The sequence below is a fragment of the Winogradskya consettensis genome, assembly GCF_018332715.1.
GTDB classification, from domain to species: Bacteria; Actinomycetota; Actinomycetes; order Mycobacteriales; family Micromonosporaceae; genus Actinoplanes; species Actinoplanes consettensis.
On the sequence record NZ_BOQP01000021.1, the window covers coordinates 88061 to 109167 of the forward strand.

The 21107-nt window shown below is 70.7% G+C and carries 24 protein-coding genes; 14 read left to right on the top strand and 10 right to left on the bottom strand.

What is annotated here, in order from left to right; translation table 11 throughout:
- Positions 1 to 36: 36 nt before the first annotated feature.
- From Aco04nite_RS20560 to Aco04nite_RS20570, 3 genes are read right to left on the bottom strand one after another with little or no spacing between them, the layout of a single operon-like run.
- Complete coding sequence (locus Aco04nite_RS20560; protein ID WP_212998864.1) at positions 37 to 345, bottom strand: metallophosphoesterase; 309 nt, start codon at positions 343 to 345, stop codon at positions 37 to 39.
- A gap of 55 nt (positions 346 to 400) precedes the next feature.
- Positions 401 to 1156: an SDR family oxidoreductase gene (locus tag Aco04nite_RS20565; RefSeq protein ID WP_212998865.1), complete on the bottom strand. Its 756-nt coding sequence runs from the start codon at positions 1154 to 1156 to the stop codon at positions 401 to 403.
- Between the two features lie 38 nt (positions 1157 to 1194).
- Positions 1195 to 2127 (bottom strand): RNA polymerase subunit sigma-70, encoded by a 933-nt coding sequence (locus Aco04nite_RS20570; protein WP_212998866.1) that lies wholly within the window; start codon positions 2125 to 2127, stop codon positions 1195 to 1197.
- Positions 2128 to 2231: 104 nt separating this feature from the next.
- Here Aco04nite_RS20570 and Aco04nite_RS20575 point away from each other — a divergent pair, with 104 nt between their 5' ends.
- The gene (locus Aco04nite_RS20575; RefSeq protein WP_212998867.1) at positions 2232 to 2384 is read left to right on the top strand and encodes a hypothetical protein; all 153 of its coding nucleotides are present in this window, start codon (positions 2232 to 2234) and stop codon (positions 2382 to 2384) included.
- Here Aco04nite_RS20575 and Aco04nite_RS20580 read toward each other — a convergent pair.
- The gene (locus tag Aco04nite_RS20580) at positions 2381 to 2788 is read right to left on the bottom strand and encodes an OsmC family protein (protein WP_212998868.1); all 408 of its coding nucleotides are present in this window, start codon (positions 2786 to 2788) and stop codon (positions 2381 to 2383) included. The two genes, Aco04nite_RS20575 and Aco04nite_RS20580, sit on opposite strands and share 4 nt — an antisense overlap.
- A 50-nt stretch (positions 2789 to 2838) precedes the next feature.
- Here Aco04nite_RS20580 and Aco04nite_RS20585 point away from each other — a divergent pair, with 50 nt between their 5' ends.
- Positions 2839 to 3456: a hypothetical protein gene (locus Aco04nite_RS20585; RefSeq protein WP_212998869.1), complete on the top strand. Its 618-nt coding sequence runs from the start codon at positions 2839 to 2841 to the stop codon at positions 3454 to 3456.
- On the opposite strand, the gene Aco04nite_RS20590 is transcribed toward Aco04nite_RS20585, so the two are convergent.
- From Aco04nite_RS20590 to Aco04nite_RS20605, 4 genes are all read right to left on the bottom strand, one after another.
- Entirely contained in the window at positions 3453 to 5099 is a 1647-nt protein-coding gene (locus tag Aco04nite_RS20590; RefSeq protein WP_212998870.1) for an alpha/beta hydrolase, read from the bottom strand. The genes Aco04nite_RS20585 and Aco04nite_RS20590 overlap by 4 nt on opposite strands.
- The gene (locus Aco04nite_RS20595; RefSeq protein ID WP_212998871.1) at positions 5096 to 5395 is read right to left on the bottom strand and encodes a hypothetical protein; all 300 of its coding nucleotides are present in this window, start codon (positions 5393 to 5395) and stop codon (positions 5096 to 5098) included. The genes Aco04nite_RS20590 and Aco04nite_RS20595 overlap by 4 nt, the downstream gene beginning before the upstream one ends.
- A 120-nt stretch (positions 5396 to 5515) precedes the next feature.
- Positions 5516 to 6247 (bottom strand): DUF3152 domain-containing protein, encoded by a 732-nt coding sequence (locus Aco04nite_RS20600; RefSeq protein WP_212998872.1) that lies wholly within the window; start codon positions 6245 to 6247, stop codon positions 5516 to 5518.
- Positions 6248 to 6285: 38 nt separating this feature from the next.
- On the bottom strand, positions 6286 to 6687 hold the full coding sequence (locus Aco04nite_RS20605) for an NUDIX hydrolase (RefSeq protein ID WP_212998873.1): 402 nt from the start codon (positions 6685 to 6687) through the stop codon (positions 6286 to 6288).
- Between the two features lie 110 nt (positions 6688 to 6797).
- Here Aco04nite_RS20605 and Aco04nite_RS20610 point away from each other — a divergent pair, with 110 nt between their 5' ends.
- Positions 6798 to 7931 (top strand): serine hydrolase domain-containing protein, encoded by a 1134-nt coding sequence (locus Aco04nite_RS20610; RefSeq protein ID WP_244876150.1) that lies wholly within the window; start codon positions 6798 to 6800, stop codon positions 7929 to 7931.
- Here the strand turns inward: Aco04nite_RS20610 and Aco04nite_RS20615 are convergent.
- On the bottom strand, positions 7928 to 8689 hold the full coding sequence (locus Aco04nite_RS20615; protein WP_212998875.1) for an SDR family NAD(P)-dependent oxidoreductase: 762 nt from the start codon (positions 8687 to 8689) through the stop codon (positions 7928 to 7930). The genes Aco04nite_RS20610 and Aco04nite_RS20615 overlap by 4 nt on opposite strands.
- A 94-nt stretch (positions 8690 to 8783) precedes the next feature.
- Here Aco04nite_RS20615 and Aco04nite_RS20620 point away from each other — a divergent pair, with 94 nt between their 5' ends.
- Complete coding sequence (locus Aco04nite_RS20620; protein WP_244876151.1) at positions 8784 to 9470, top strand: 3-keto-5-aminohexanoate cleavage protein; 687 nt, start codon at positions 8784 to 8786, stop codon at positions 9468 to 9470.
- On the opposite strand, the gene Aco04nite_RS20625 is transcribed toward Aco04nite_RS20620, so the two are convergent.
- Positions 9452 to 11092: a PP2C family protein-serine/threonine phosphatase gene (locus Aco04nite_RS20625; protein WP_244876152.1), complete on the bottom strand. Its 1641-nt coding sequence runs from the start codon at positions 11090 to 11092 to the stop codon at positions 9452 to 9454. The two genes, Aco04nite_RS20620 and Aco04nite_RS20625, sit on opposite strands and share 19 nt — an antisense overlap.
- Positions 11093 to 11248: 156 nt before the next feature.
- Here Aco04nite_RS20625 and Aco04nite_RS20630 point away from each other — a divergent pair, with 156 nt between their 5' ends.
- The 10 genes from Aco04nite_RS20630 to Aco04nite_RS20675 all read left to right on the top strand — a co-directional run bounded on the left by Aco04nite_RS20630 (position 11249) and on the right by Aco04nite_RS20675 (position 21075).
- Positions 11249 to 12085, top strand: a complete 837-nt coding sequence (locus Aco04nite_RS20630; RefSeq protein ID WP_212998877.1) for a transglutaminase family protein — start codon at positions 11249 to 11251, stop codon at positions 12083 to 12085.
- Positions 12086 to 12262: 177 nt separating this feature from the next.
- Positions 12263 to 13069 carry an ABC transporter ATP-binding protein gene (locus tag Aco04nite_RS20635; protein WP_212998878.1) on the top strand — a complete coding sequence of 269 codons (807 nt, stop codon included), beginning with the start codon at positions 12263 to 12265 and terminating at the stop codon, positions 13067 to 13069.
- 85 nt (positions 13070 to 13154) lie between these two features.
- Entirely contained in the window at positions 13155 to 14018 is an 864-nt protein-coding gene (locus Aco04nite_RS20640; RefSeq protein WP_212998879.1) for an ABC transporter permease, read from the top strand.
- A gap of 84 nt (positions 14019 to 14102) precedes the next feature.
- Positions 14103 to 15197, top strand: coding sequence for an ABC transporter substrate-binding protein (locus Aco04nite_RS20645; RefSeq protein ID WP_212998880.1), 1095 nt, complete (start codon positions 14103 to 14105; stop codon positions 15195 to 15197).
- 55 nt (positions 15198 to 15252) lie between these two features.
- Complete coding sequence (locus Aco04nite_RS20650) at positions 15253 to 16389, top strand: ABC transporter substrate-binding protein (protein WP_244876153.1); 1137 nt, start codon at positions 15253 to 15255, stop codon at positions 16387 to 16389.
- Positions 16390 to 16426: 37 nt separating this feature from the next.
- Positions 16427 to 17476, top strand: coding sequence for an LLM class flavin-dependent oxidoreductase (locus Aco04nite_RS20655; RefSeq protein ID WP_212998881.1), 1050 nt, complete (start codon positions 16427 to 16429; stop codon positions 17474 to 17476).
- Positions 17473 to 18126 (top strand): cysteine hydrolase family protein, encoded by a 654-nt coding sequence (locus Aco04nite_RS20660; protein ID WP_244876154.1) that lies wholly within the window; start codon positions 17473 to 17475, stop codon positions 18124 to 18126. Before Aco04nite_RS20655 ends, Aco04nite_RS20660 begins: the two co-directional genes overlap by 4 nt.
- Positions 18123 to 19457, top strand: coding sequence for an NtaA/DmoA family FMN-dependent monooxygenase (locus tag Aco04nite_RS20665; protein ID WP_212998882.1), 1335 nt, complete (start codon positions 18123 to 18125; stop codon positions 19455 to 19457). Before Aco04nite_RS20660 ends, Aco04nite_RS20665 begins: the two co-directional genes overlap by 4 nt.
- A complete protein-coding gene (locus Aco04nite_RS20670) occupies positions 19457 to 20689 on the top strand; it encodes an MFS transporter (protein WP_212998883.1) in 1233 nt (410 codons plus the stop codon). Before Aco04nite_RS20665 ends, Aco04nite_RS20670 begins: the two co-directional genes overlap by 1 nt.
- The gene (locus tag Aco04nite_RS20675) at positions 20686 to 21075 is read left to right on the top strand and encodes a riboflavin kinase (protein WP_212998884.1); all 390 of its coding nucleotides are present in this window, start codon (positions 20686 to 20688) and stop codon (positions 21073 to 21075) included. The genes Aco04nite_RS20670 and Aco04nite_RS20675 overlap by 4 nt, the downstream gene beginning before the upstream one ends.
- The last annotated feature ends 32 nt before the right edge of the window (positions 21076 to 21107 follow it).

The following is a 21107-nucleotide window of genomic DNA, read 5'->3' on the forward strand; positions in this document are numbered from 1 at the left end:
GCCTCCCAGTCGACCTCGGTGCGCTCCCGCAACCGCTCACCGCACCGCCAGGTCCGGCTGGCGAAATCCACGATGCTGGAATGCCCGTGAATCTGGCCGACGGCACCGCCCGCCCACCCTCCTATATTGCCACTCATGGTTGCCGATCAGCTGGATCCACCGCCGCGGCCGCTCCCCCAGCCGCGTACCGACCAGCTCCAGCACCCCGCGGCTGTCCGGCCCCCGATCCACCAGATCCCCGACCTGCACAACCACAACATCAGGATCGTGTTCGTACGCCACCAGCGCGTCCGCCAGCTCCTCGATGCACCCGCCGACGTCCCCGATGATCACGATCTTCGTCATCCCGCCCCCGCCCGCTCGACGCCGACGATATCCACCGGGGACAAACCCGGCGGGCTCAGCCGTCGATCGCGGCAAGACCGTCCGGGCTCAGCGTGTACGCCGCCGCGTCGAGCGCCGGATCGCCGGCCAGCCGGGCGACTGCCCCGGCAACCCGCTCCCGGGTCAGGACCGGGCCGAGGTTGCCGAGGAATTCCCCGAGCTCGACACCCTGCCGTTCGGCGTATCCGGCCAGGGCGGCATCGCTCAGCGCGGTGCCCGGGGTGAGCGACGGCAGGAGAGCCGAGAATCGGATGCCGAGCCCTGCCCGCTGCGACTCCTGCGCCGCATAACCGGTGAGGAAACGGATGGCGGCCTTCGCCCCCGCGTACCCGCCGCTGATCGGGGAGCCACCCAGCGCGGCACCGCTGGACATCGCGACGACCACGCTGCCCGGGCGCAACGGCCGCAGCAACGCCTCGCGCGTCCAGTGGAACACGTGCTGGACGTCCACCTCCCACGTCCGGCTGAAGGTCTGCCAGGTGTGCAGGTGGATCGGGCGGGACAACGGGCTCGCCCCGGCATTGAGGACGAGGACATCCGGGCGGTACGCGTCGATGAGCTGGCCGGCCACCGTCGGATCCGTGACGTCAGCGCACACCGCGACGAACTCGCCGCCCAGTTCCGCGCGCAGCTCGTCGAGCCGGTCCTTGGTGCGGGCCACCCCGATCACCCGGGCGCCGGCCCCGGCCAGCACCGTCGACGTGGCACGGCCGAAGCCCCGGCTCGCGCCGGTCACGAGGGCGGTCCTGCCGGAGAGATCGTGCTCGGTCATCGTGAACCTCCTGGTTCGCGGTGGCGGGCGCCACCGGTTCACCGATACCGATCCACCCCGGCCCCGGAAATCATCGGTGCGGCCCCGAACAACGCGAACAGGCCGGGATCGAGAAAGAAATAGAGGTGATCGACGCCGGCGAGGTGGACGGCGTGCGCCTCACGATCGACGTAGACGGCGAACGCCCGCTGCCCGTTGGCCACGACGGGAACCATGTCGACCCGGCCGGGCCGGTCCAGGATCCGCGCGCCGAGAAAGGCCAGCACGGTGTCGCGCCCCCGGAACCACGTCTCGTACGGCGGCATCTCCAGCGTGACGTCCTCGAGCAGAATTTTCTCCAGCGCGGCCAGATCGGCGTTGCGGAAGGCGTCCACGTACCGGTCCAGCAGAGCCTGGTCCACGTGCCCACCCTCCACGTCGCCGGGGGCGGCCCGCAGCGCGGCGAGCTGAGCCCGCGCCCGCTGCGATGCGCTGTTCACCGCCGCTGTGGTGGTCTCCAGCACACCCGCCACTTCAGCCGCGGTCATCCCCACGACGTCGCGAAGCAGCAGAGCCGCGCGCTGCCGGGCCGGCAGATAATGCAGGGCCGCCACCATGGCGAGCCGCACCTGGTCCCGGCCGGCGACAACATCGGCCGGGTCGGTGGGCAGCGGCTGCAACCAGCCTGCCCGACGGTCACCGGCGCCGACCGGATGCCACGGATCCTCGGCCGCCGCGGAAAGATCCGACGGCAGAGCCCGGCGCCCCGACTGCTGCAAAGCCCGCAGGCAGGCATTGGTCGCGATCCGGTAGAGCCACACCCGCACCGACGAACGGCCCTCGAACCTGTCGTACGCCCGCCACGCCCGCAGGAACGTCTCCTGCACCTGATCCTCGGCGTCCTGCGCCGACCCCAGCATCCGATAGCAGTGCACGAACAACTCCCGCCGCAGCGGCTCCGCGACCCCGGAGAACTCCGGCCGATCCCGCATGTCCCACCCCCTACCAGGATCAGATACCGCCGGACCCCCGAACTCATCGCCGCGACCGAAAGTTTGCACACCCGCCGCACACTTCGGCGCAGGAGGTGATCCACATGGTCACGATGCTCGTTGTCCTGGCGCTGACGCTGGTGGTGCTCGTCGCTGTCGTGGTCTGCCGCGGCAGCACGGGAGGACGCCCCGCCGCGCACCCTGGCGTGCCCTCACACCCTGGCGTTCACGACTACAAGGAGAACCGTAGCGACTAGGCGCCCGCGACGACGAGGCGTACGGCCGTGCCGTGGCGCAGGGAGTTGGGGATCTCGGCGATCGTGTCGACGTGGGCGACGAGTTCGGCCAGGCGCTCGGCGGGGGCGTCGCCGGCCACGTCGACCTCGTAGACGATCTCGGTAGAGACCGCCGGGGAGCCGGTGAAGTCGCCGCGCGCGGTCACCTGGACGCGGGTCAGCGCGATGCCGGCCGCGTCGGCCTCGCGGAACAGGTCGTTGGAGACACACCCGGCGACGGCCAGATAGAGCAGCTGACCGCCGTTGAAGCCGAGCCCGCCACCGCCGGCCGCCACGGTCCGGTCGACGACCGGGGTGAAGGCACCGGCCGCGGCGACGGCGGTGGAGCTGCCCTGCAGCGACGTCGTACGCACCTCGAAGTTCATGGGGCCAGTCAAACACGGGCGGGTTGCGGGGCTCCGCCATGATCGCCGTCATGGAGCTGGTGGCCGTCGTTCTGGTGGTGTGGCTCGTGATCGCCCGCAGCGGCCGGGTCCGGTGGCCGGTCGCCGCGGCGCTCGTCCTGGTGGGCGGCGCCGCGTGGCTGGGGGTCCGGGCGTTCCCGCTCGGCACGGCGGAGATCAACCTGGGCAGCCTGGTGCTCGCCGTCGTCCTGGTCGCCGCCGGCCGGGAGGTCGAACGTCGCACCCTGGGGCCGGGCCCGCGGTTGCGGGTCGTCTGGCCGTTCCGGTTGCTCGCCACGGCGAGTCTGCTGCTGGTCTGCTGTGCGAGCTCGGATTGGATCAGGCCGGCTCCGTTCTTCCCCGGCAGCGATGTGGTGCTTCCCCTCCCCTCCGGCCTGCACGCCACTGTCGAGCCCCACGACGGCACCGACTGCGGCACCGGCGTCTGCACCGCCCACCTCACCGTCGCCGGCCGCCCCGGCCAGTCCCCGGCCGACCTGCAGGCGGAGCTCCGGGTGCACGCCCGCACCCGCGGCTGGACCAGCGACTGCCGCCCCGCCGGCTGGATCCTCACCAGGGGCCAGGAATGCCTCTCCATCGACGTCACCCCCACCGGCGCACAGATCACCCTGGAAGGCTCCCGGAACTAACGAGGCCAGTCCGGTGGTGCTTGGCCGTGGTCGAGGTCGACGGCGGAGTAGGCGCCGGACACGATCGCGGCCTGGTTGCGGAGGCTGTCGCTGCCGGGGTCCCAGTAGCGCAGGTGGAAGAAGGTGTCGGCGTCGTATTCGTTCGCGCCGAACGCCGGGGCCTGTGGGCTGGGGCCGTGCACCCCGTCGTACAGGGCGGCGAGGAAGGTGCCGGCGATCGGGACCATGACCGGGCCGCCCGTGGTCGACACCGGGTCGGTGGGGGAGGAACCGATCCAGACGTGGCGGGGATCGGACGTCAGGGCCGTGGCCCGGTCGGTGTGTACGCCGGGGCTGCCCTGGGTCACGATGTCGTCGACCGGCAGCTGCCCGGTGAGCGCGGCCTCCCCGACCACGGTCGAGCCGTAGGAGTGACCCATCGCGACGAGGTGCCCCGGTTCGCCGTCGTGGGTGGCCCGCAGGCCCTGCATGAACGCGGCGTACGGAGCCGCCCCGGCCCGTGACCGGTCGCTTCCGGCAACCGACAGGACCTCCGGCGCGTCGTAGCCCAGCCAGTACACGGTGGCGACGCTCTCGCCGGCCCGTGATGCTTCGCGCTGGAGCTGGACCATCCGCTCGACGTTGCCCCGGGTGTTGCCGATCGTGGTGCCCAGCCCCGGCACCCAGACCGCGGTGTGTGTCGCGGCGTCGGGGTCCCCCACGGCGATGACCGTCCGCCCGTCACCCGCTGAGTCGACGCCGAGGAGCAGCCCCTGCGCACCTGCCCGCTCCAGGCCCCGTCGCACGGCGGCGAGCCCGTCGAGCTCCTCGCCGATCACCCGGAGCCGCCGCCACAACTCGTAGTCCTCCCCCGACCGCGGCGTGACGTGTGGCAACCGGTTGCGGACGGCGTCCTGCGCGACGGCGAGGTCGGCGAGGCGGCGGGACAGCCAGCGTCGGTTGGCGGCGTCGCGGTCGCGGCAGGGCACCCCGTCGAGCCCGCCGACGAGCTGCGGGAAGTCACGGATCGCCTGTTCCTGCCGCTCCGGGCTCAGCCCGAGCCACCACAGGTTCACCTCGGCGGGCGGGCGGCCCTGCCGGGCTCGCACCTGATCCTCGGTGACAGCCACGGCCGGAGCGGACCCGAAGCCGTTCCGCCGATCGGGCAGCCCGGCGGTGATGGCCGCCGAGGTGCGCGCGTCGCTCTCCGCCGCCCGGTCGACGATCCCCTGCAACTGTTGAACGTAGCCGTCCATCCGCTGGTGCATGCACGACAACGCGGACGCCCGTTCATAAACACCCTCCGCGGCAACCACGACGCCCGAGGACAGGTCGACGCGATAGCCACCCACTTTCGCCTCCGCGGAGAGGGCGGTCGCCGTGTCCTGGAGAGCCCGGATGGTCGCGGCATGGTCGCGCAACGCCCGCGCGACCGCCCGGCAGGGCAGAACGGCGTTCGACGCCTCCGCGCGCAGCAGGGTGGCTTCCCGGGATGCGGCCTCCGCCGCGGCGCCGGCGGGCCACACGGTGCCGAGATCGCGTGTGGCGCCGATCAGCGACCCCGTGGCGTCGTCAAGGGCACCCGCCATCGCCTCCCAGGCATACGCCTCGGCGTCGATCCGGCCCGGGTCGGTGCCCATCACCACGTCCAGCGTGATGGTCATCGGGTCACCCCGGCGGCGGTGAGCCGGTCGGCGGATCGCAGGTCGGCGGCGCGGTAGGCAGCGGCCGTGGCCGACATGGCAGCGCCGAGCCGCCGGACCTGATCGGCGAGCTGCTCCAGAAAGCCGCTCCACACCCGCTCGGCATCACTCAGAGTGACACCGGACGGCCACGCGGACATCCTGTCACCAGCCGGGATCACACTGTGCACAGTGTCGAACACGGACGCTACTGCCTGGATGTACGTTCCCATTGTGGCCAGTGCCGCAACGTCGGCCTCGCTGCCGGAAGCTGTCATGATTCGCCGTTCCCCCATGGATTTCCATCACCGACAGTCACGCTACAGCGATCGTCGATGGAGGTTCGACCCGCTCCGGCGTGGCGACCCGGTCAGGAACCCGATAGGTGACGCGGGCCGTTAGCTCTCGTAGGAACCGGGCGGGCCCTGATAGAGGGAGCCGTCGACGTACGGCCAGGCGTTCGCTTCGCAGCCGTGCAGGCCGAGGGTCTGCTGGAGCATCACCGGGGCCGGCTCACCCTCGCCGGGACAGCGTTCGTGACCATGGCCCAGCCGGTGGCCGACCTCGTGGTTGACCATGTACTGGCGGTACACCGCGAGGGTGGCGCCGTAGTGCGGGACGCCCTCGACCCAGCGTTCGACGTTGAGGATCACCTTGTCGCCGTTGCGGCAGGAGGTGTAGCCGTCGGGGACGTCGCCGCACATCGCGTCGCGGGTGTCGGGCGTGACCAGGTAGATCGTGAAGTCGTAGGCCTGCCCCGGCCCGACCCGGCGCAGCTGGCGGCGACCACCCGCGGTCCAGCCGCGCCGGTCGCCGAGGGTGGTCGTCACCGCCTTCGCGAAGCTCGCGGCGCTCAGGCCCTCGATGTCGCGCTCCACGGCGACGCGGTACCGCAGGAGCTGACCGGCATGACCGGCGGCGGGCCCGGTCTGCGCCGCGGCGACCGTCCACCGGCGTGAGCCGTGCGCGGGGTAGGTGATCGGCACAACCACCCGCGGGCGAGCAGAAGGGGACGCGCGCCCGGAAGGCGGATGCGCGGCAGGCTGGAAGGACGGAGCAGCAACAGGGGTGGGTGCGCAGGCCGCAGTCAGGAACAGCACGAGGACGGCCGGCAGTCTCTGAATGATCATCTCGACCCGACAACGTGGCGAGCCGGCGAAAAAGTTGCCTAGGCGGCGAACAAATCCAGCGTCGCGACGAGCTGTGAGTGCACCGGCACGGGCAGTGCGTCCAGGCGGAACCAGGCGAGCTCGTCGAACTTGTGCGGTTCACCGTTGACGACGTCGCCGGGCTCCACCCGTACCGAAAAGATCAGAGCGACCCAGTGGGAGCCGGGGCGGACGACGTTGCGGACCCCCAGCATGCGGATCTCCCGGGGTAACGCCCGGTATTCCTCGCCGACCTCGCGGGTGACGGCATCCTCGAAGCTCTCCCCGAACTCGAGGGCACCCGCGCCACAATCCCAGGTGCCCGGCTCGTCACGGGCGCCGGAGGAGCGGCGCGCGAGCAGGATCCGGCCCTGGCCGTCGTGGCAGACGAAGACGCAGGACACCGCCGGCGCTGTGCTCATCCCGGCATTCTCTCGGGGTCACGGATCAGGGTCCGCTCCGGGGGTTCACGGGTGTCTCTCAGGACACAGTGGACGGCAGGCTCTGGCTCATGCGATTACTACGTACCACAATGAGTGCGGTTGTCCTGGCAGCCGGGCTCGCCGTCGCCACGTCCGCACCCGCGCAGGCCGCGGGAAGCCTCAACACGGCCGCGCAGGCTGGGGGAAGCCTGGATACGGCCGCGCTCGAAGCGTCTCTGGCAGGCCTGCCGGATGCCGAGGCCAGTGCCGCCCTGGTCCAGGTCCGGGGGTCCGCCGGCAGCTGGTCGGGTGCGGCAGGCCATGCTTCAGTACGCTCGGAGCGCCCGCCCGCCGCCGACAGCAGGTTCCGGATCGGCTCGATGACCAAGGTGTTCACCGCCACCGTGGTCCTCCAGCTCGCCGCCGAGGGCAAACTCAGTCTCGACGGCACCGTCCAGCAGTACGTCCCCGGTTTCCTGCCCGCCTCCTACGCGCCGATCACCGTACGTAACCTGCTGACGTTCACCAGCGGCCTCAACCACGTCTCCGTGCCGCACAAGACACCCGCGTGGTTCTTCGAGCACCGCTACGACCACTGGGCGCCCGGCAGCCAGATCGACCTGACCCAGGACCTGGCGTTCACACCCGGCGAGTCCCAGCGGTACGGCAACGTCGACTACATCATGGCGGGGCTCGTCGTCGAGAAGGTCACCGGTCACACGTGGGCCGACGAGGTGAACCGCCGCATCATCCGCCCGCTGCACCTGAACGGCACGAGCACGCCCGGCGACGACATCCGCATCCCCGGCCCGCACGCCCACGGCTACGAGGTCACGGCGGACGGGCGGCGCGACGTCACCCTCGCCAACACGACCCTGCAGTGGTCGGCCGCGTCGATCATCTCCACCGCGGGCGACCTGGACCGGCTGATGGTCGCCCTCTTCTCGGGCCGCCTGCTGCCCCGGCCCCAGCTCGACGAGATGTTCACCGTCCCCGCCGGGATCACCATGTTCGGCACGGACACCCCGGCGGGCTACTCGGCCGGCCTGCAGCGTCTCGACCTCGGCGGCACCGTGATCTGGGGCAAGAGCGGCGACCGCCCCGGCTACAACAACGGCATGGGCGCGACCCGGGACCTGTCCCGCCGCATCGTCTACTCCGTCAACACCCTGAAGATGGGTGGAGACCAGCCGGTCCGGGCGCAGCGCATCATCATGGCCGCGCTGAGTTCCGGCAATCGCTAGGTACGCAGGTACGACGCCCCGTTGACGTCCAGGATCGCACCCGAGGCCCATGCGGACCCGGGGTCGGCGAGGTGCACGACGGCCGCCGCGATCTCCTCGGGCGTCCCCACCCGGCCGAACGGGCTCTGACCCCGGACGGCGTCACCACCGTCCCCGGCCAGCTTCGCCGCCTGCCGCTCCGTGGCCACGAACCCGGGAGCGACCGAGGTGACGGCGATCCCGTGCGGGGCGAGCGCGACGGCCATGGACTGCCCGAACGCGTGCAGAGCCGCCTTGCTCGCCCCGTACGCGGGGAACTCCGGCTCACCCCGGAAAGCGCCCCGGGAGCCGACGTTCACGATGCTCCCGGGCGCGCCCCGCTCGATGAGGTGCCGGGCCACGCAGTAGGTCACGTCGGCGGCGCCCAGCAGGTTGACGTCGAGCATGCTGCGCCACGACTGCTGCCAGTCCGCGTACGAGACGTCGGTGATCTCGTGCCGGTTGGCCGGCGCCGGCGCGGTGGCCGCGTTGTTGACCAGCACATCGACGCCACCCAGCGCCTCCACGGCCGCGGCGACGATCCGCTCGGCATCATCGGGGAGCCCTCCCCCGATCAGCGTGTGCCCTCCGCCGGCCAGCAACCCGAGCGTCTCCTCCGCCTCGGCCCGCGACGACCCGTAGTGAACAGCCACCCGATCCCCCCGCGCCGCGAACGCACCGGCAACCGCCCTGCCGATCCCCCGCGACGCCCCGGTCACCAGCACACCTCGTGAACTCATCAGCCCATCCCACCAGATCGATCGTGGCAGAGTGGCGGGGGTGATCAGGCGGATGAAGGCTTGTCTCAACGGCGGGCGCGCTGCGGGCGTACCCATGAGGCCTGAGGAACTTGCTCTGGATGCCGCGGCTGCGGTCGCTGCGGGGGCTGAGGCCGTCCACCTTCATCCGAGGGACGCGGCGGGGGCCGAGACCCTCGACGCGGTTGCGGTGGGTGCGGCGGTCAAGTCGGTCAAGGAGCGGTGCCCGGGTACGCCCGTCGGCGTCACCACCGGCCTGTGGATCACCAACGGCAATGCGCTCGTACGCCTGGAGCGTCTGCGTGCGTGGGCGGATCTTCCCGAGGCGAGCAGGCCCGCGTTCGCGTCCGTGAACCTGGGTGAGGGGCTGTTCCACGAGACCGTGGCCGTGCTCGAGGCTGCGGGGGTGGCCACCGAGGCGGGGGTGTGGTCGAGACAGGACGCCGATCTGCTGCACGGCGTACCCGTGGAGAAGGTGTTGATCGAGGTTCTTCGCACGCCCGCCGCCGAGGCGATGAGCGCGGCCGACCTGATTCTGGAACGCCTGGAGCAGCTCGGGGTGGCCGGGCCCCGGTTGCTGCACGGGGAGGATGAGGCGTGCTGGCCGCTGATCCGGTATGCCGGGCGGCTCGGGCTGCCCACCCGGATCGGGTTGGAGGACACCCTCGTCGACGAGACCGGGGCGCCCGCCCGGGGCAACGCCGACCTGGTGAAACGCGCTATCGCCGTGTGGGAGGGTGAGCGTTACCGGCCGAGGACGTAGCGGCGCAGGTCGCGGGTCTGGTCGGAGATCGGGCGGACCGCGAGCATGCAGGTGTCGTCGTCGGGGTTGGCCTGGCGCAGGCGGCTGAGGAGTTCGCCGAGGGGGCGGCCCGGGGCGGCCGCGACGGCTTCGTCGACGGAGCGGATCACCGAGGCGAGGCCGTCGTCGGGGCCGTTGCGGCGGTGTTCGACGAGGCCGTCGGTGTAGCACAGGAGCAGGTCGCCGAAGGCGAGGTCGAGGACCGCCGCCTCGTAGACGGCGTTCTCGACCACGCCCAGCATCGGGCCGGAGGGCCGCGGCAGGGTGGCCGTGCGGCCGGCGCGGGAGAGCAGCGGCGGTGGGTGACCGGCCTGGGCCCAGGTGAGGCGGCGGCGGACCGGGTCGTAGCGGGCGACGATGGCTGTCGCGGTGGTCTCCGGGTTGCGGGATTCCTCCGACAGGTCACACAGGAGCCGGTTCAGATGCCCGAGCAGGACGGCCGGGTCGCGGGTGGTGACCGCGAGGGCGCGCAGCGAGTAACGCAGCTGCGCCATCGTCGTCGCGGCGTGGGTGCCGTGACCGGCCACGTCGCCGACGGCGAGCAGGACCGAGCCGTCGCTCATCGCGGCGGCGTGGTACCAGTCGCCGCCGACGAGGTCCTCCTGGCTGGCCGGGAGGTAGCGGACCGCGACCTTGAGGCCGGGCAGGTCGAGGGGCTCGGGCGGGACCGGGAGGATGACCTGCTGCAGCCGGGCCGCGAGCGCGTGCTCGGCGGCCAGGCTGCGGCCCTGCTCGGCGAGCTGACTCTCGACGTCGGCCAGGCGCTGTGCGCTCTGTTCCAGGGCGCTCACGTCCTGCACTATCCCGAAGTAGCGCAGCGGGGTGCCGGTGGTGTCGCGGACCACGTCGGCGACCGCTCGCAGATGTTTGACCCGGCCGTGCAGCAGGACGCGGAAGGTCACGTCGACACTGTCGCCGCGCTGCAGGGCCAGCAGCGACAGGTCGCGGTCCGGCCGGTCCTCGGGGAGCACCAGTGCGTCGGTCTGCGCCGGGGTCATCGCGCCGAGCGCCGGGTCCCGCTCGAAGATCCGGTACAGCTGCTCCGACCAGCGGGTCTCGCCGCTGACCAGGTCCCACTCGGCCCAGCCCAGGTTGCCGAGCCGCTCGGTGCTCGCGATCCGCTGCCCCGCCTCCAGGCTGAGGTCGAGCCGCTCCCACGTCATCAGGAGCGCACCCTCGACGCGGTGGGCGCGGACCCGCCACCGGCCTTCGCCGTGCTGGAACGGGCCGGTCTCCGTGGGCTCGCCCGTCTCCAGGACCCGCGCGTAGGCGGCCCAGCGGTCGCCGGCGGCGGTCCCGGGGAACTCCTCGGCCATCCGGGTGCCGATCAGCTCCCTGCCCAGCCGCCCGTCACCGAGGACCGTGCCGGGGGTCGTGGCGACGTATTCGAGGTCGATCAGCCGGCCTGCCGGGTCACGCACCGGGACGAGCAGGGCCGCCGGTCCCGGCATGGCGTCGAGGACCGCGCGGATCACCGCCGGCCAGGGCCCGGACCGGGGCTCAGGAGCCGGTGCCACGAACTGCACCGCCTCGGCGTACGCCTGCCGGCCACCCATCCAGAACCCCGTCTCCCCCCGAACCACCTGCGACCCTCCCCCCTTGAATACGCCAGCGGGAGGGCCGTCGTCATCACCCGAACGCACCGGGGGTCATCCCACCTGCGGAGTTTCGTCGCACCCGTCACCCGTACGGGCGACCGTGGTCATCGGCCTGAAACAGCCGTATCGGATCATTGACCGATGGACCTCGACGGCGCAGCGCGCATCGGATACCGGGTGGAGCAGAGTTTCCGGTACGCCTACGACGCGCCCGTGACCTCGCTCGCGCAACGCCTGGTGGTGGTGCCGCGACGCCGTCACGGCGATCTCTACCGGCGCTCGCACACGCTGCGGGTGCTGGGCGCCGAGCACGTGCGGCGGTCCCGGGTGGACGCGGCGGGCAACACCGTGGTGCGGGTCGCCGCGGCCCGGGTCGAGCAGGCGGTGGAGTTCCGGCTGACGGCGACGCTGGACCGGGTTGTCGGCGACGGCCCGCCCCGGTTGCCCGCGGCCGCGCTGCACGACCCGCGGGTGCTGCGCCCGACCGGGCTCACGGCAGCCGGCGAGGCCATTCAGGAATTGGCTTCACGTTGCGCCACGCCCGGGATCGGCAACGAAGAGATTGCCGAACGTATCTGCGCGCTCACCCATGCGGCACTAACCTATGAGTACGGAGTGACTTGCGTCTCAACTACGGCAGAGCAAGCGCTCACGGGCGGGCGCGGCGTGTGCCAGGACTCCGCCCACGTAATGCTCGCACTGTGCCGTTTCCTCGGTATACCCGCCCGTTACGTCTCCGGGCACCTGATCGGCCAGGGTGGCACCCATGCGTGGGTCGAGGTGCTGGTCCCGAGCCGGGGCGAGGCGGCGGCGCTCGCGTTCGACCCGTGTCACGGCCGGCGCGCCGGCAACGGCTATCTCACCGTCGCGATAGGACGCGATTACGCAGACGTAGCACCGACTTCCGGGACCTATGTGGGCACTCCGGGCGGCACTCTTACGGGGACCCGGGAGGTTAGCGTCATCGATCTCGTGTAATTTACGATACGGAAACCGGAACTACTCCGAATCGACTTAAATCCTCCCTACCTTTCGTCCCAGCTTGAGTCTCGCGACGCCATTCCTCGTATTCGCCTCGCACGCTCTCCGGCTCCATAGACGATTGTGATTTGTCTGGAGACCGCTTTGCCTGCATCAGCTAACGACGGTGGCACCGTGCCCAGCGGCTCGGTGTCCATCAGCGTGCGTGGCGCCCGGCGCGTGTACCCCGTCAAGGGTGGAACCGACCTGATCGCCCTGGACGACGTCGACCTCTCGGTCCCCGCCGGCAGCTTCGTCAGCGTCATCGGGCCCAGCGGGTGCGGCAAGTCCACCCTGCTCCGCCTCGTCGCCGGTCTCGAGGAGGCCGACCGTGGCGACGTGCGGGTCTGCGGGGTCCGCCCGGCGGAGGCCGCGGCCGCCAAGATGCTCGGCCTGGTCCCCCAGGCACCCGCCCTGCTGCCCTGGCTCACGGTTCTCAAGAACGTGACGCTGCCGCTGCGCGTCAACCGCGCCGCGAGCCGGCGGCGGGCCTCGGCCCCCGGCCCCTCGATGGAGGAGCTGCTGCGCAAGGCCGGCCTGCAGGACGCCATGCACAAGCTGCCGTCCCAGCTCTCCGGCGGCATGCAGCAGCGCACCGCGATCGTGCGCGCCTTCGGGCTGCGCCCCGACGTGCTGCTGATGGACGAGCCGTTCTCCGCCCTCGACGAGTTCACCCGCGAGAGCCTGCAGGAACAGCTCCTCGACCTCTGGGACGAGCTGAAGGCCACCGTGCTGTTCGTGACGCACTCGGTGAGCGAGGCCGTACGCCTTTCCGACAAGATCGTGGTGATGGCGCCCCGGCCGGGCCGGATCACCGACATCATCGACGTACGACTGCCGCGCCCCCGCCGGGCCGAGCTGTTGAAAACGCCGGAGTTCCACCACTATGAGGACCTCGTGCGTGACCGCCTGCGTGGCGCCTTCCAGGCGAACGCGGCATGAGCGACTGCACCGAGACACGCCTCCCGGCAGTGGCCAACGGCCTTGCCGTCGAGGGCCAGAAGCGCATGCCTCGAGTAGGCACTGCATGAACGCCGCCGAGGATGTCCTGACCGTGACCGAGCCGGAACCCGAACTGATCGTCGTCCCGCCCGTGCGCCGCCCGATGTGGCGGCCGGGTCTCGGCTTCCTGCACCCGCGGATGTGGCTGCCGCTGGTGCTGATGCTCGCGGTGCTCGCGACCCTGTGGACGTGGGGCGCGCACTCGATGCCCTACCTGCTCCCGCCGCTCGGTGACATCGGTGCCACCCTGCGCGAGGACGCCGACTACTACCTGAACAACGCCTGGGTGACGCTCAAGGAAGCGCTCATGGGCCTCGGGCTCGGCCTGGTCGCGGCGTTCGTCCTGGCCGTGATCACCAGCGAGTTCCCCCTCGCCCGGCGCGCGATCATGCCGGTGGCGGTGATCCTCAACGTCACGCCGCTGGTCGCCATCGCGCCGGCCCTGGTGGTGGCGTTCGGGTTCGGCGCCGCACCCAAGCTGATCGTGACCGGCCTGATCTGTTTCTTCCCGATCCTGATCAACACCTCGATGGGGCTGCGCGCCGTGCCGCAGCCGGTCCTGCAGGTCTACCAGACCGTGAACGCCTCGCGGCTCGAGACCCTCTGGTACATCCGGATCCCGATGGCGATGCCGTATCTCTTCGCGGCGCTGCGGATCGTGTTCCCGCTCTCCGTGGTGGGTGCGGTCGTGGCCGAGCTCTCCGCGGCCGGCTCCTCCGCGGGCCTCGGCACCGCGATCAGCCTGGCATCCTCGATGAACCGGCTGGCCGCCGTCTACGCGTCCATCGCGATCCTCGCCCTGCTGGGCTCCGTGCTGCTGCTGCTCGTGACCGCCCTGGAGCGTCGCGTCCTGCACTGGCACGAGTCCCGCCAGGGCAACGGCGGATAGTCACCGCGCCATTCTCCGTGTCGTCCACCCAGGACGACGGATGTCCCCTGCCCGGATAACCCCCCATCAGGAGTGTTCGACAAAATGCGATACCGGTTCCGTACGGCCATGGCCGTGGCCGCGTCGGCTGCGCTGCTCACCAGCGTCGCCGCGTGTTCCTCGGACGACGACGACTCGGCCACCCCGGCCGCGTCCGCGGGCACCGCCATCTCCGCCGACCGCTGCGCCAAGAACAAGGCCGCCGGCGAGATCACCTACCTCTCCGGCTACCAGTGGCAGGCCTCGGCCTCCATCCTCGAGTACGCCGCCGCGGACAAGCTCGGCTACTTCAAGTCCCTGTGCCTGGACGTCAAGATGCAGCCCGGCACCGGCGACACCAGCCAGAACACCAAGCTGCTCGCCTCCGGCAAGGTCACGTTCAGCCCGGTCAGCCAGCAGGACGTGCTCTCGGCGAACGCGAACAGCATCAAGGTCCAGGGCATCTCGTCGTACTCCAACGTGGGCCTCGAGATCCTCATGACCGAGCCCGCGATCACCGACCTGAAGCAGCTCAACGGCACCACGCTGGGCCAGAAGGGCGCCATGCCCGTCGGCGTCCAGGCCATGCTGATCAAGGCCGGCGCGGACTACAAGTCGATCAAGCAGGTCGTCGTCGGCTACGACCCGACCGTGCTGACCCGCGGCCAGGTCAAGTCGCTGACCGGCTTCATCTCCAACGAGCCCAACCAGCTCAAGGCCGCCGGCAAGGACGTCACCGTGTGGCGCCCGTACGACTACCAGGTCCCCGGCTCGCTGGGCGCCATGGCCGTCAACCCGGACTTCGCCGCCAAGAACCCGACCGCGGTGGAGGACGTGCTCCGCGCCGGCCTGCACGCGTTCGAGTACTGCGAGACCAACGCCGCCGAGTGCGTCAAGGCCGCGTCCGACCTGACCGGCGCCGGCTACGACGAGAAGTCGAACACCGGTATCTGGCAGACCGAGGACAAGGTCATCCGGGACAGCGTCAAGGCGGGCACCCCGCTGGGCACCATCGACACCGCCAACGTGTCGGCCCTCGCGGAAATGCTGAACACGTACACCGGGACCAAGATCACATCTACCGACGCTCAGGCGGAATTTTCGTCAGAGTACGTCAAGAACATCTACAACGGCGACAAGCTGATCTGGCCGGCTCCGTAAGGGGCAGCGCCGGATAAGGCGCGCCAGTAACGCATCCAGGAAGGAGCCGGACACCATGTCGGCCCGAACACACCGAGGCGAGCTGATGAAGAACCGGATCCGCACCACGATGGCCGTGGCCGCGACCGCCGTACTGTCCCTCTCCGCCGCCGCCTGCTCGTCAGGCGACGGCGGGTCGACCCCGAAGAAGTCCCCCGGGGCGCTGATCTCGGCGGATCGATGCGAGAAGAACAAGGCAGCCGGTGAGATCGTCTACCTGTCCGGGTACCAGTGGCAGGCTTCGGCTTCGATCCTGGAATACGCAGCCGCGGAGAAGCTCGGCTTCTTCGACGACCTGTGCCTGAACGTGACCCTGCAGGCGGGCACCGGTGACGTTGCCCAGAACACCAAGCTGCTCGCCGGTGGGCAGGTCACGTTCAGCCCGGTCAGCCAGCAGGACATCCTGACGGCGAATTCGCACTACATCGAGGTGCAGGGCATCTCGTCGTACTCCAACGTCGACCTCGAGATCCTGATGACCATGCCGGACGTCAAGGACCTCAAGCAGCTCGACGACACCACGCTGGGCCAGAAGGGCGCCATGCCGGTCGGCGTGCAGGCCATGCTGATGAAGGCCGGCGCGAAGTACGACACCATCCAGCAGACCGTGGTCGGCTACGACCCGTCGGTGCTGCCCAAGGGTGAGGTCAAGTCGCTGACCGGCTTCATCTCCAACGAGCCGGTGGCGCTCAAGGCCGCCGGTGAGAACGTGACGGTGTGGCGCCCGTCGGACTACCAGGTGCCCGGCTCGCTGGGCTCCATGGCGGTCAACCCGGAGTTCGCCGAGACCAACCCGACCGCGACCGAGGACGTGCTCCGCGCGGCACTGCACGCGTACGAGTACTGCACGGAGCACGCCGCCGAATGTGTCAAGTTCACGGCGGACCTCGACAAGGCCAACCCGGCGAGCTACGGGTACGACGCGGCGGCGAACGTCGGCATCTGGAACACCGAGACCAAGGTCGTCAAGGACAGTCTCAAGGCCGGTACGCCGCTCGGCACGATCGACACCGGCAACGTGCAGTCGCTGGCGACCATGCTGAACGAGTACACGCAGACCGAGATCACGCCCGAAGAGGCCGAGGACGAGTTCTCGCCGGAGTTCATCAAGAACATCTACGACGGCGACAAGCTCATCTGGCCGGCCCCGTAAGGGTGCCGGAGAGCTATCCAGAAAGGAGCCGGACACCATGTCGGCAAAAGAGTACGGGGTCTTCCTGCCGATCGGTAACGGCGGCTGGATGCTCTCCGAGACGGCACCACACCCCGAGGCGACCTACGCCTACAACCGCAGGGTCGCGGTGGACGCCGAAGCCATCGGTCTCGACTTCATCATGTCGATGGCCAAGTGGAAGGGCTTCGGCGGCACCACCGACCACTGGGGGCAGACCCTCGAGTCGATGACGCTGATGTCGGCGCTCGCCGAGGCGACGTCCAAGGTCAAGATCTGGGCGACGATGCACGCCAACGTGCACCACCCCGCGATCGCGGCGAAGATGTTCACCACGCTGCAGGACATCTCCGGTGGCCGGGCCGGCATGAACATCGTCAACGGCGCGTACGCCGCGGAGTTCGAGCAGATGGGGCTCTGGGACGCGGGTCTCTCGCACGCCGAGCGCTACCGGATGACCGAGGAGTGGACCCAGGCGGTAACGCGCCTGTGGACCGAGGACAAGGTCACGTTCAAGAGTGACTTCTTCACCCTCGACGAGTGCGAGTCCCGCCCGCACCCGGCCACCACCCCGTCGATCATCAGCGCCGGGCGGTCCGAGTCGGGCCGCCGCTTCCAGGCCAAGTACGCGGACGGTGCGTTCCTCAGCGCCGACAACCTGGAGCAGATGGGCGAGTTCTCCCGGTCGGTGCACGACATGGCCGAGGAGTTCGGCCGCACGGTCAAGACGTACTCGATGCTCACCGTCGTGCTCGACGAGAGCGACGAGGCCGCCGCCGCCAAGGCCGCGCGTTACTCCGAGGGTCTCGACAAGGAGGCGCTGTTCAACATGCGTACCTCCTGGGGCATCCCGGCCGACACCGCGCGGGCCTGGGCCGACGGCGCGAAGGGCACCGAGGCGTTCCAGACGCCGTACGTCACCGGTGGCCCGGAGACCGTGATCGAGCACATCCAGCAGATCACGAACGAGGCGGAGCTGGACGGGCTGATGCTGATCTTCCCGGACTACCACGCGGATCTGCTGCCGTTCGGTGAGATCGTGCTGCCTGCGCTGCGAGCAGCGGAATGAGTGCCCTGCGCGACCAGCAGCTCGCGTCGCTGCCGGCGGGGCCCGCCCTGGTGGTCGTCGACGTGCAGCGCTCGTTCGCCGATCCCGAGATGATCGCCGACTACCAGCCGGACCTGCCCGCCGTCGCCGGTGCGGTCGAGCGGACGGCCGCGCTCGTCGGTGCCGCCCGCGACGCCGGTGTCCCGGTGGTGTGGGTGGAGCTCGGCAGCGAGCCGGACAACCGCTGGCGGGCCAGTCAGTGGCTGCGCAGCGGTGACCCCGCCGCACCGTACGGGCCGGGCGAGCCGTGCGTGCTCGGCACCCCCGGCGCCGAGTGGTACGGCATGGCACCCCAGGACGACGAGCTGCGCGTGGTCAAGCGTGGCTACAGCGGCTTCCTCGGCACGGGTCTCGAGGAGAAACTGCGCGACGCCGGCATCGGCTGGGTCGCGGTCTGCGGCCTGACCACCGAGTGCTGTGTGGCGGCCACCGCCACCGACGCGTTCCAGCTCGAATTCCCGGTGCTCATCCCGCAGGACGCGGTCGCCGCGTACGACGCGGACGTGAACCACGCCGCCCTGGAATCGCTCGCCCTCAACGTGGCCGTGCTGACCACGTCGGACGAACTCAAGGAACTGTTCTCGGCTGCCAGGACGGAGGTCACGGTATGAGTGGGATGCACATCGCGCTCGACCTCTCCTTCACGCACACCGAGGGCAAATGGGCCCGCGCGGGCTCCTGGGTCGGCCTGGACTTCCCGGACGCCCGGATGTACATCGAACTGGCCCGCACCGCGGAGCGCGCCGGCATCGACATGCTGTTCTTCGGTGACGGCACCGGCATCCCGGACACGTGGCAGGGCTCGATCGACGCGGCCGTGGAGTGGGGCATCCAGTGGCCCCGCCACGACATGAGCCCGATCATCGCGGCCATGTCCACGGCCACCGAGCACATCGGCTTCGGCCTGACGTACTCCTCGACGTTCATGCACCCGTTCTACGTGGCGCGGCTGCTGAACTCCCTGGACCACGTCACCGGCGGGCGGATCGCGTTCAACGTGGTCGCCTCCACCCGCAGCGCCGACGCCGGCAACTACGGCTTCGACAAGCTGATGGAGCACGGCATGCGCTACGAGCGCATGGAGGAGTTCATCGACGTCTGCCAGGCGTTGTGGGCCTCGGTCGCCCCGGACGCGATCGTGCGGGACCGGGAGACGGGCCGGTTCGCCGACCCCGCCAAGGTGCACGCGATCGACCACCACGGGAAGTTCTTCGACGTGAAGGGGCCGCTGCCGAGCGTACCCAGCCCGCAGGTGTCGCCGGTGCTCGTGCAGGCCGGCAACTCCCCCCGCGGCATCGCGGCCTCCGCCCGGTTCGCCGACCTGATCTTCGGGTTCGGGGGCAGCGTCGCCGGGCAGCAGCGGCACCGCTCGATGCTCGACACCGCGCTGGGCGAGCAGGGCCGCGACCCGGCCAAGGTCGGCATCCTCTGGGCCACGCAGATGATCGTGGGGCGGACCAAGGAGGAGGCGCAGGCGCGGCGCGAGGAGGTGCTGAGCTTCTGGAGCGAGGAGGCCGTCGGCGCGTACCTCTCGCACAACGCCGGCATCGATTTCTCCAAGCTGCCGGCCACGTTCGCCGTCGGCGAACTCAAGCGCCAGGCCCTCGAGGCGCAGGCCTCCCCCGGTGGTCTCATCGGCACGCTCATCACCGAGCACGGCGAGGACTACCAGATGAGCCGGACCGAGTTCTTCGAGCACGGCTGGCGCAGCGCGACCGGCATGGACCACACCCTCTGCGGCGACCCGGGCACCCTGGCCGACCACCTGGAGGAGAACTTCGCGGCCACCGGTGCGCGGGGCGGCTACATGCTGTCCAGCCCGCTCGCCATGCCGCACGGCTACAGCGACATCGCGGAACTGCTGGTTCCGGAGCTGCGCAGGCGTGGGGCGCTCGCGCCGAAGTATCCCGGTAGGACTCTGCGCGAGAACCTCGCGGTCTGATGGCTCAACCCGATACTCGGCCGGTTTCCTCGACGGCCGAGCAGACAGTGCTGCTCTGCGCCCTGATCGGGACAGCGCAGATGACCTGGGGGGTGGTCGTCCCCGTGCTGCCGCTCTTCCTGGACCGGTACGGCATAGCCGCCGGACTGCTCGGCACGGTGGTCACCGCGTTCGGGGTGGGTCGGGTCGTCGCCAACGTCCCGGCCGGGCTCGCCCTGCGCCGGATCGCCGCGCGGCCGTACCTCCGCACGGTAATGATCGCATTGGCCGCCGTGACTGCCTGCACCGGGCTGGCACATTCGGCCGGAACCCTGATCGGGCTGCGGCTGATCGCCGGGATCCTCGGTGGGGCGGCCGTCACGATCGGCTTCGCGGTGCTGGTGGCGGGCTCGCCGCCGGGGCGCCGCGGTGCCGTCATGGCGACCGCGACCGTGGTGCAGATGAGCGCCGGCGCGATCGGGTCGGTGCTCGGCGGGGCTGTCGTCGGGTTCGCGGGGCCGTCCTGGACGTTCGCGATCGCGGCGCTGCCGGTGCTGGCGTGCCTGCTCTGGGACGCCGCCCGGCCGGCCACGCAGTACTGGACCACTCCGGCACCGGCAGCGCCGCCGGTCGCCGGGGCACCGAAGGTATCGCTGTGGCGCGGCACCGGGCGTACGTGGCTGCTGGTGGCGCTCTGCGGGTTGTCGTTCGCGACGTTCTTCGCCCGGTTCGCCGGGGAGCAGGGGCTGGTGCCGGTCATCGCGTACGGCACCGGCGGGCTGACCCCGTTCACCCTGGGCCTGGCCACCGCCGCCGGGACGCTGGTCAGCCTCGCGGCGATGCCGCTGGTCGGCCGCTGGGTCGACGGGGGCGCCCGGGCCAGGCTGCTGGTGCCGGGCGGGATCGCCGCCGCCACGGGGCTGTTCCTGCTGCCCCTGATGCACGTCCCGGTCGGGTTCGCGGCGGCGATCGTCGTGTACTCGGTCGGCACCGGGGTCGTCGGCATCCTGCCGGGGGTGATCACCGGGGATGCGTACCCGGCGGAGGCCGCGGGTGGCATCGTCGGTCTCACCCGCACCGCCGGTGATCTCGGCGCCGCGATCGGGCCGGTCTCGGTCTTCGCGGTCGCCGATCTGGCCGGTGACACCGCGGCGTGCGCGGTCCTCGCCGTGCTCGTATTCCTAGCAGTAGGTGGCCTCATCGCGGCCCTGCCCCGGCGGCAGGCGCCTGTCCTGGCGGGAGCTGTTTCATGACGATCAAGGGTCCTGTTGTCACGGGTGCCGGGCGGGGCCGGGACCTCGGCTTCCCCACGGCCAACATCGGCGTCGAGGACGAGGCGTCGATCCCCGCGGACGGCGTCTACCTCGCCTGGTTCGCGCTCGACGGCGGGCCGGACCGGGCGGCGCTGCTGTCGGTCGGCACCAACCCGACGTTCGACGGGGACCGCCGCACCGCCGAGGCGTACGTCCTGGACGTCGACGAGGACATGTACAGCCGGCACGCGCAGGTGCGCATCGTCACTCTGATCCGGGGGCAGATCAAGTTCGACTCGATCGATGCCCTGATCACCCAGATGCAGGCCGACGAACGCCGGGGCCGGGAACTGCTCGCCGGGCTCGGCGACGGGGAGCCGCGATGATCACTTCTGTCCTGACACGTCGTAGGCTGGGA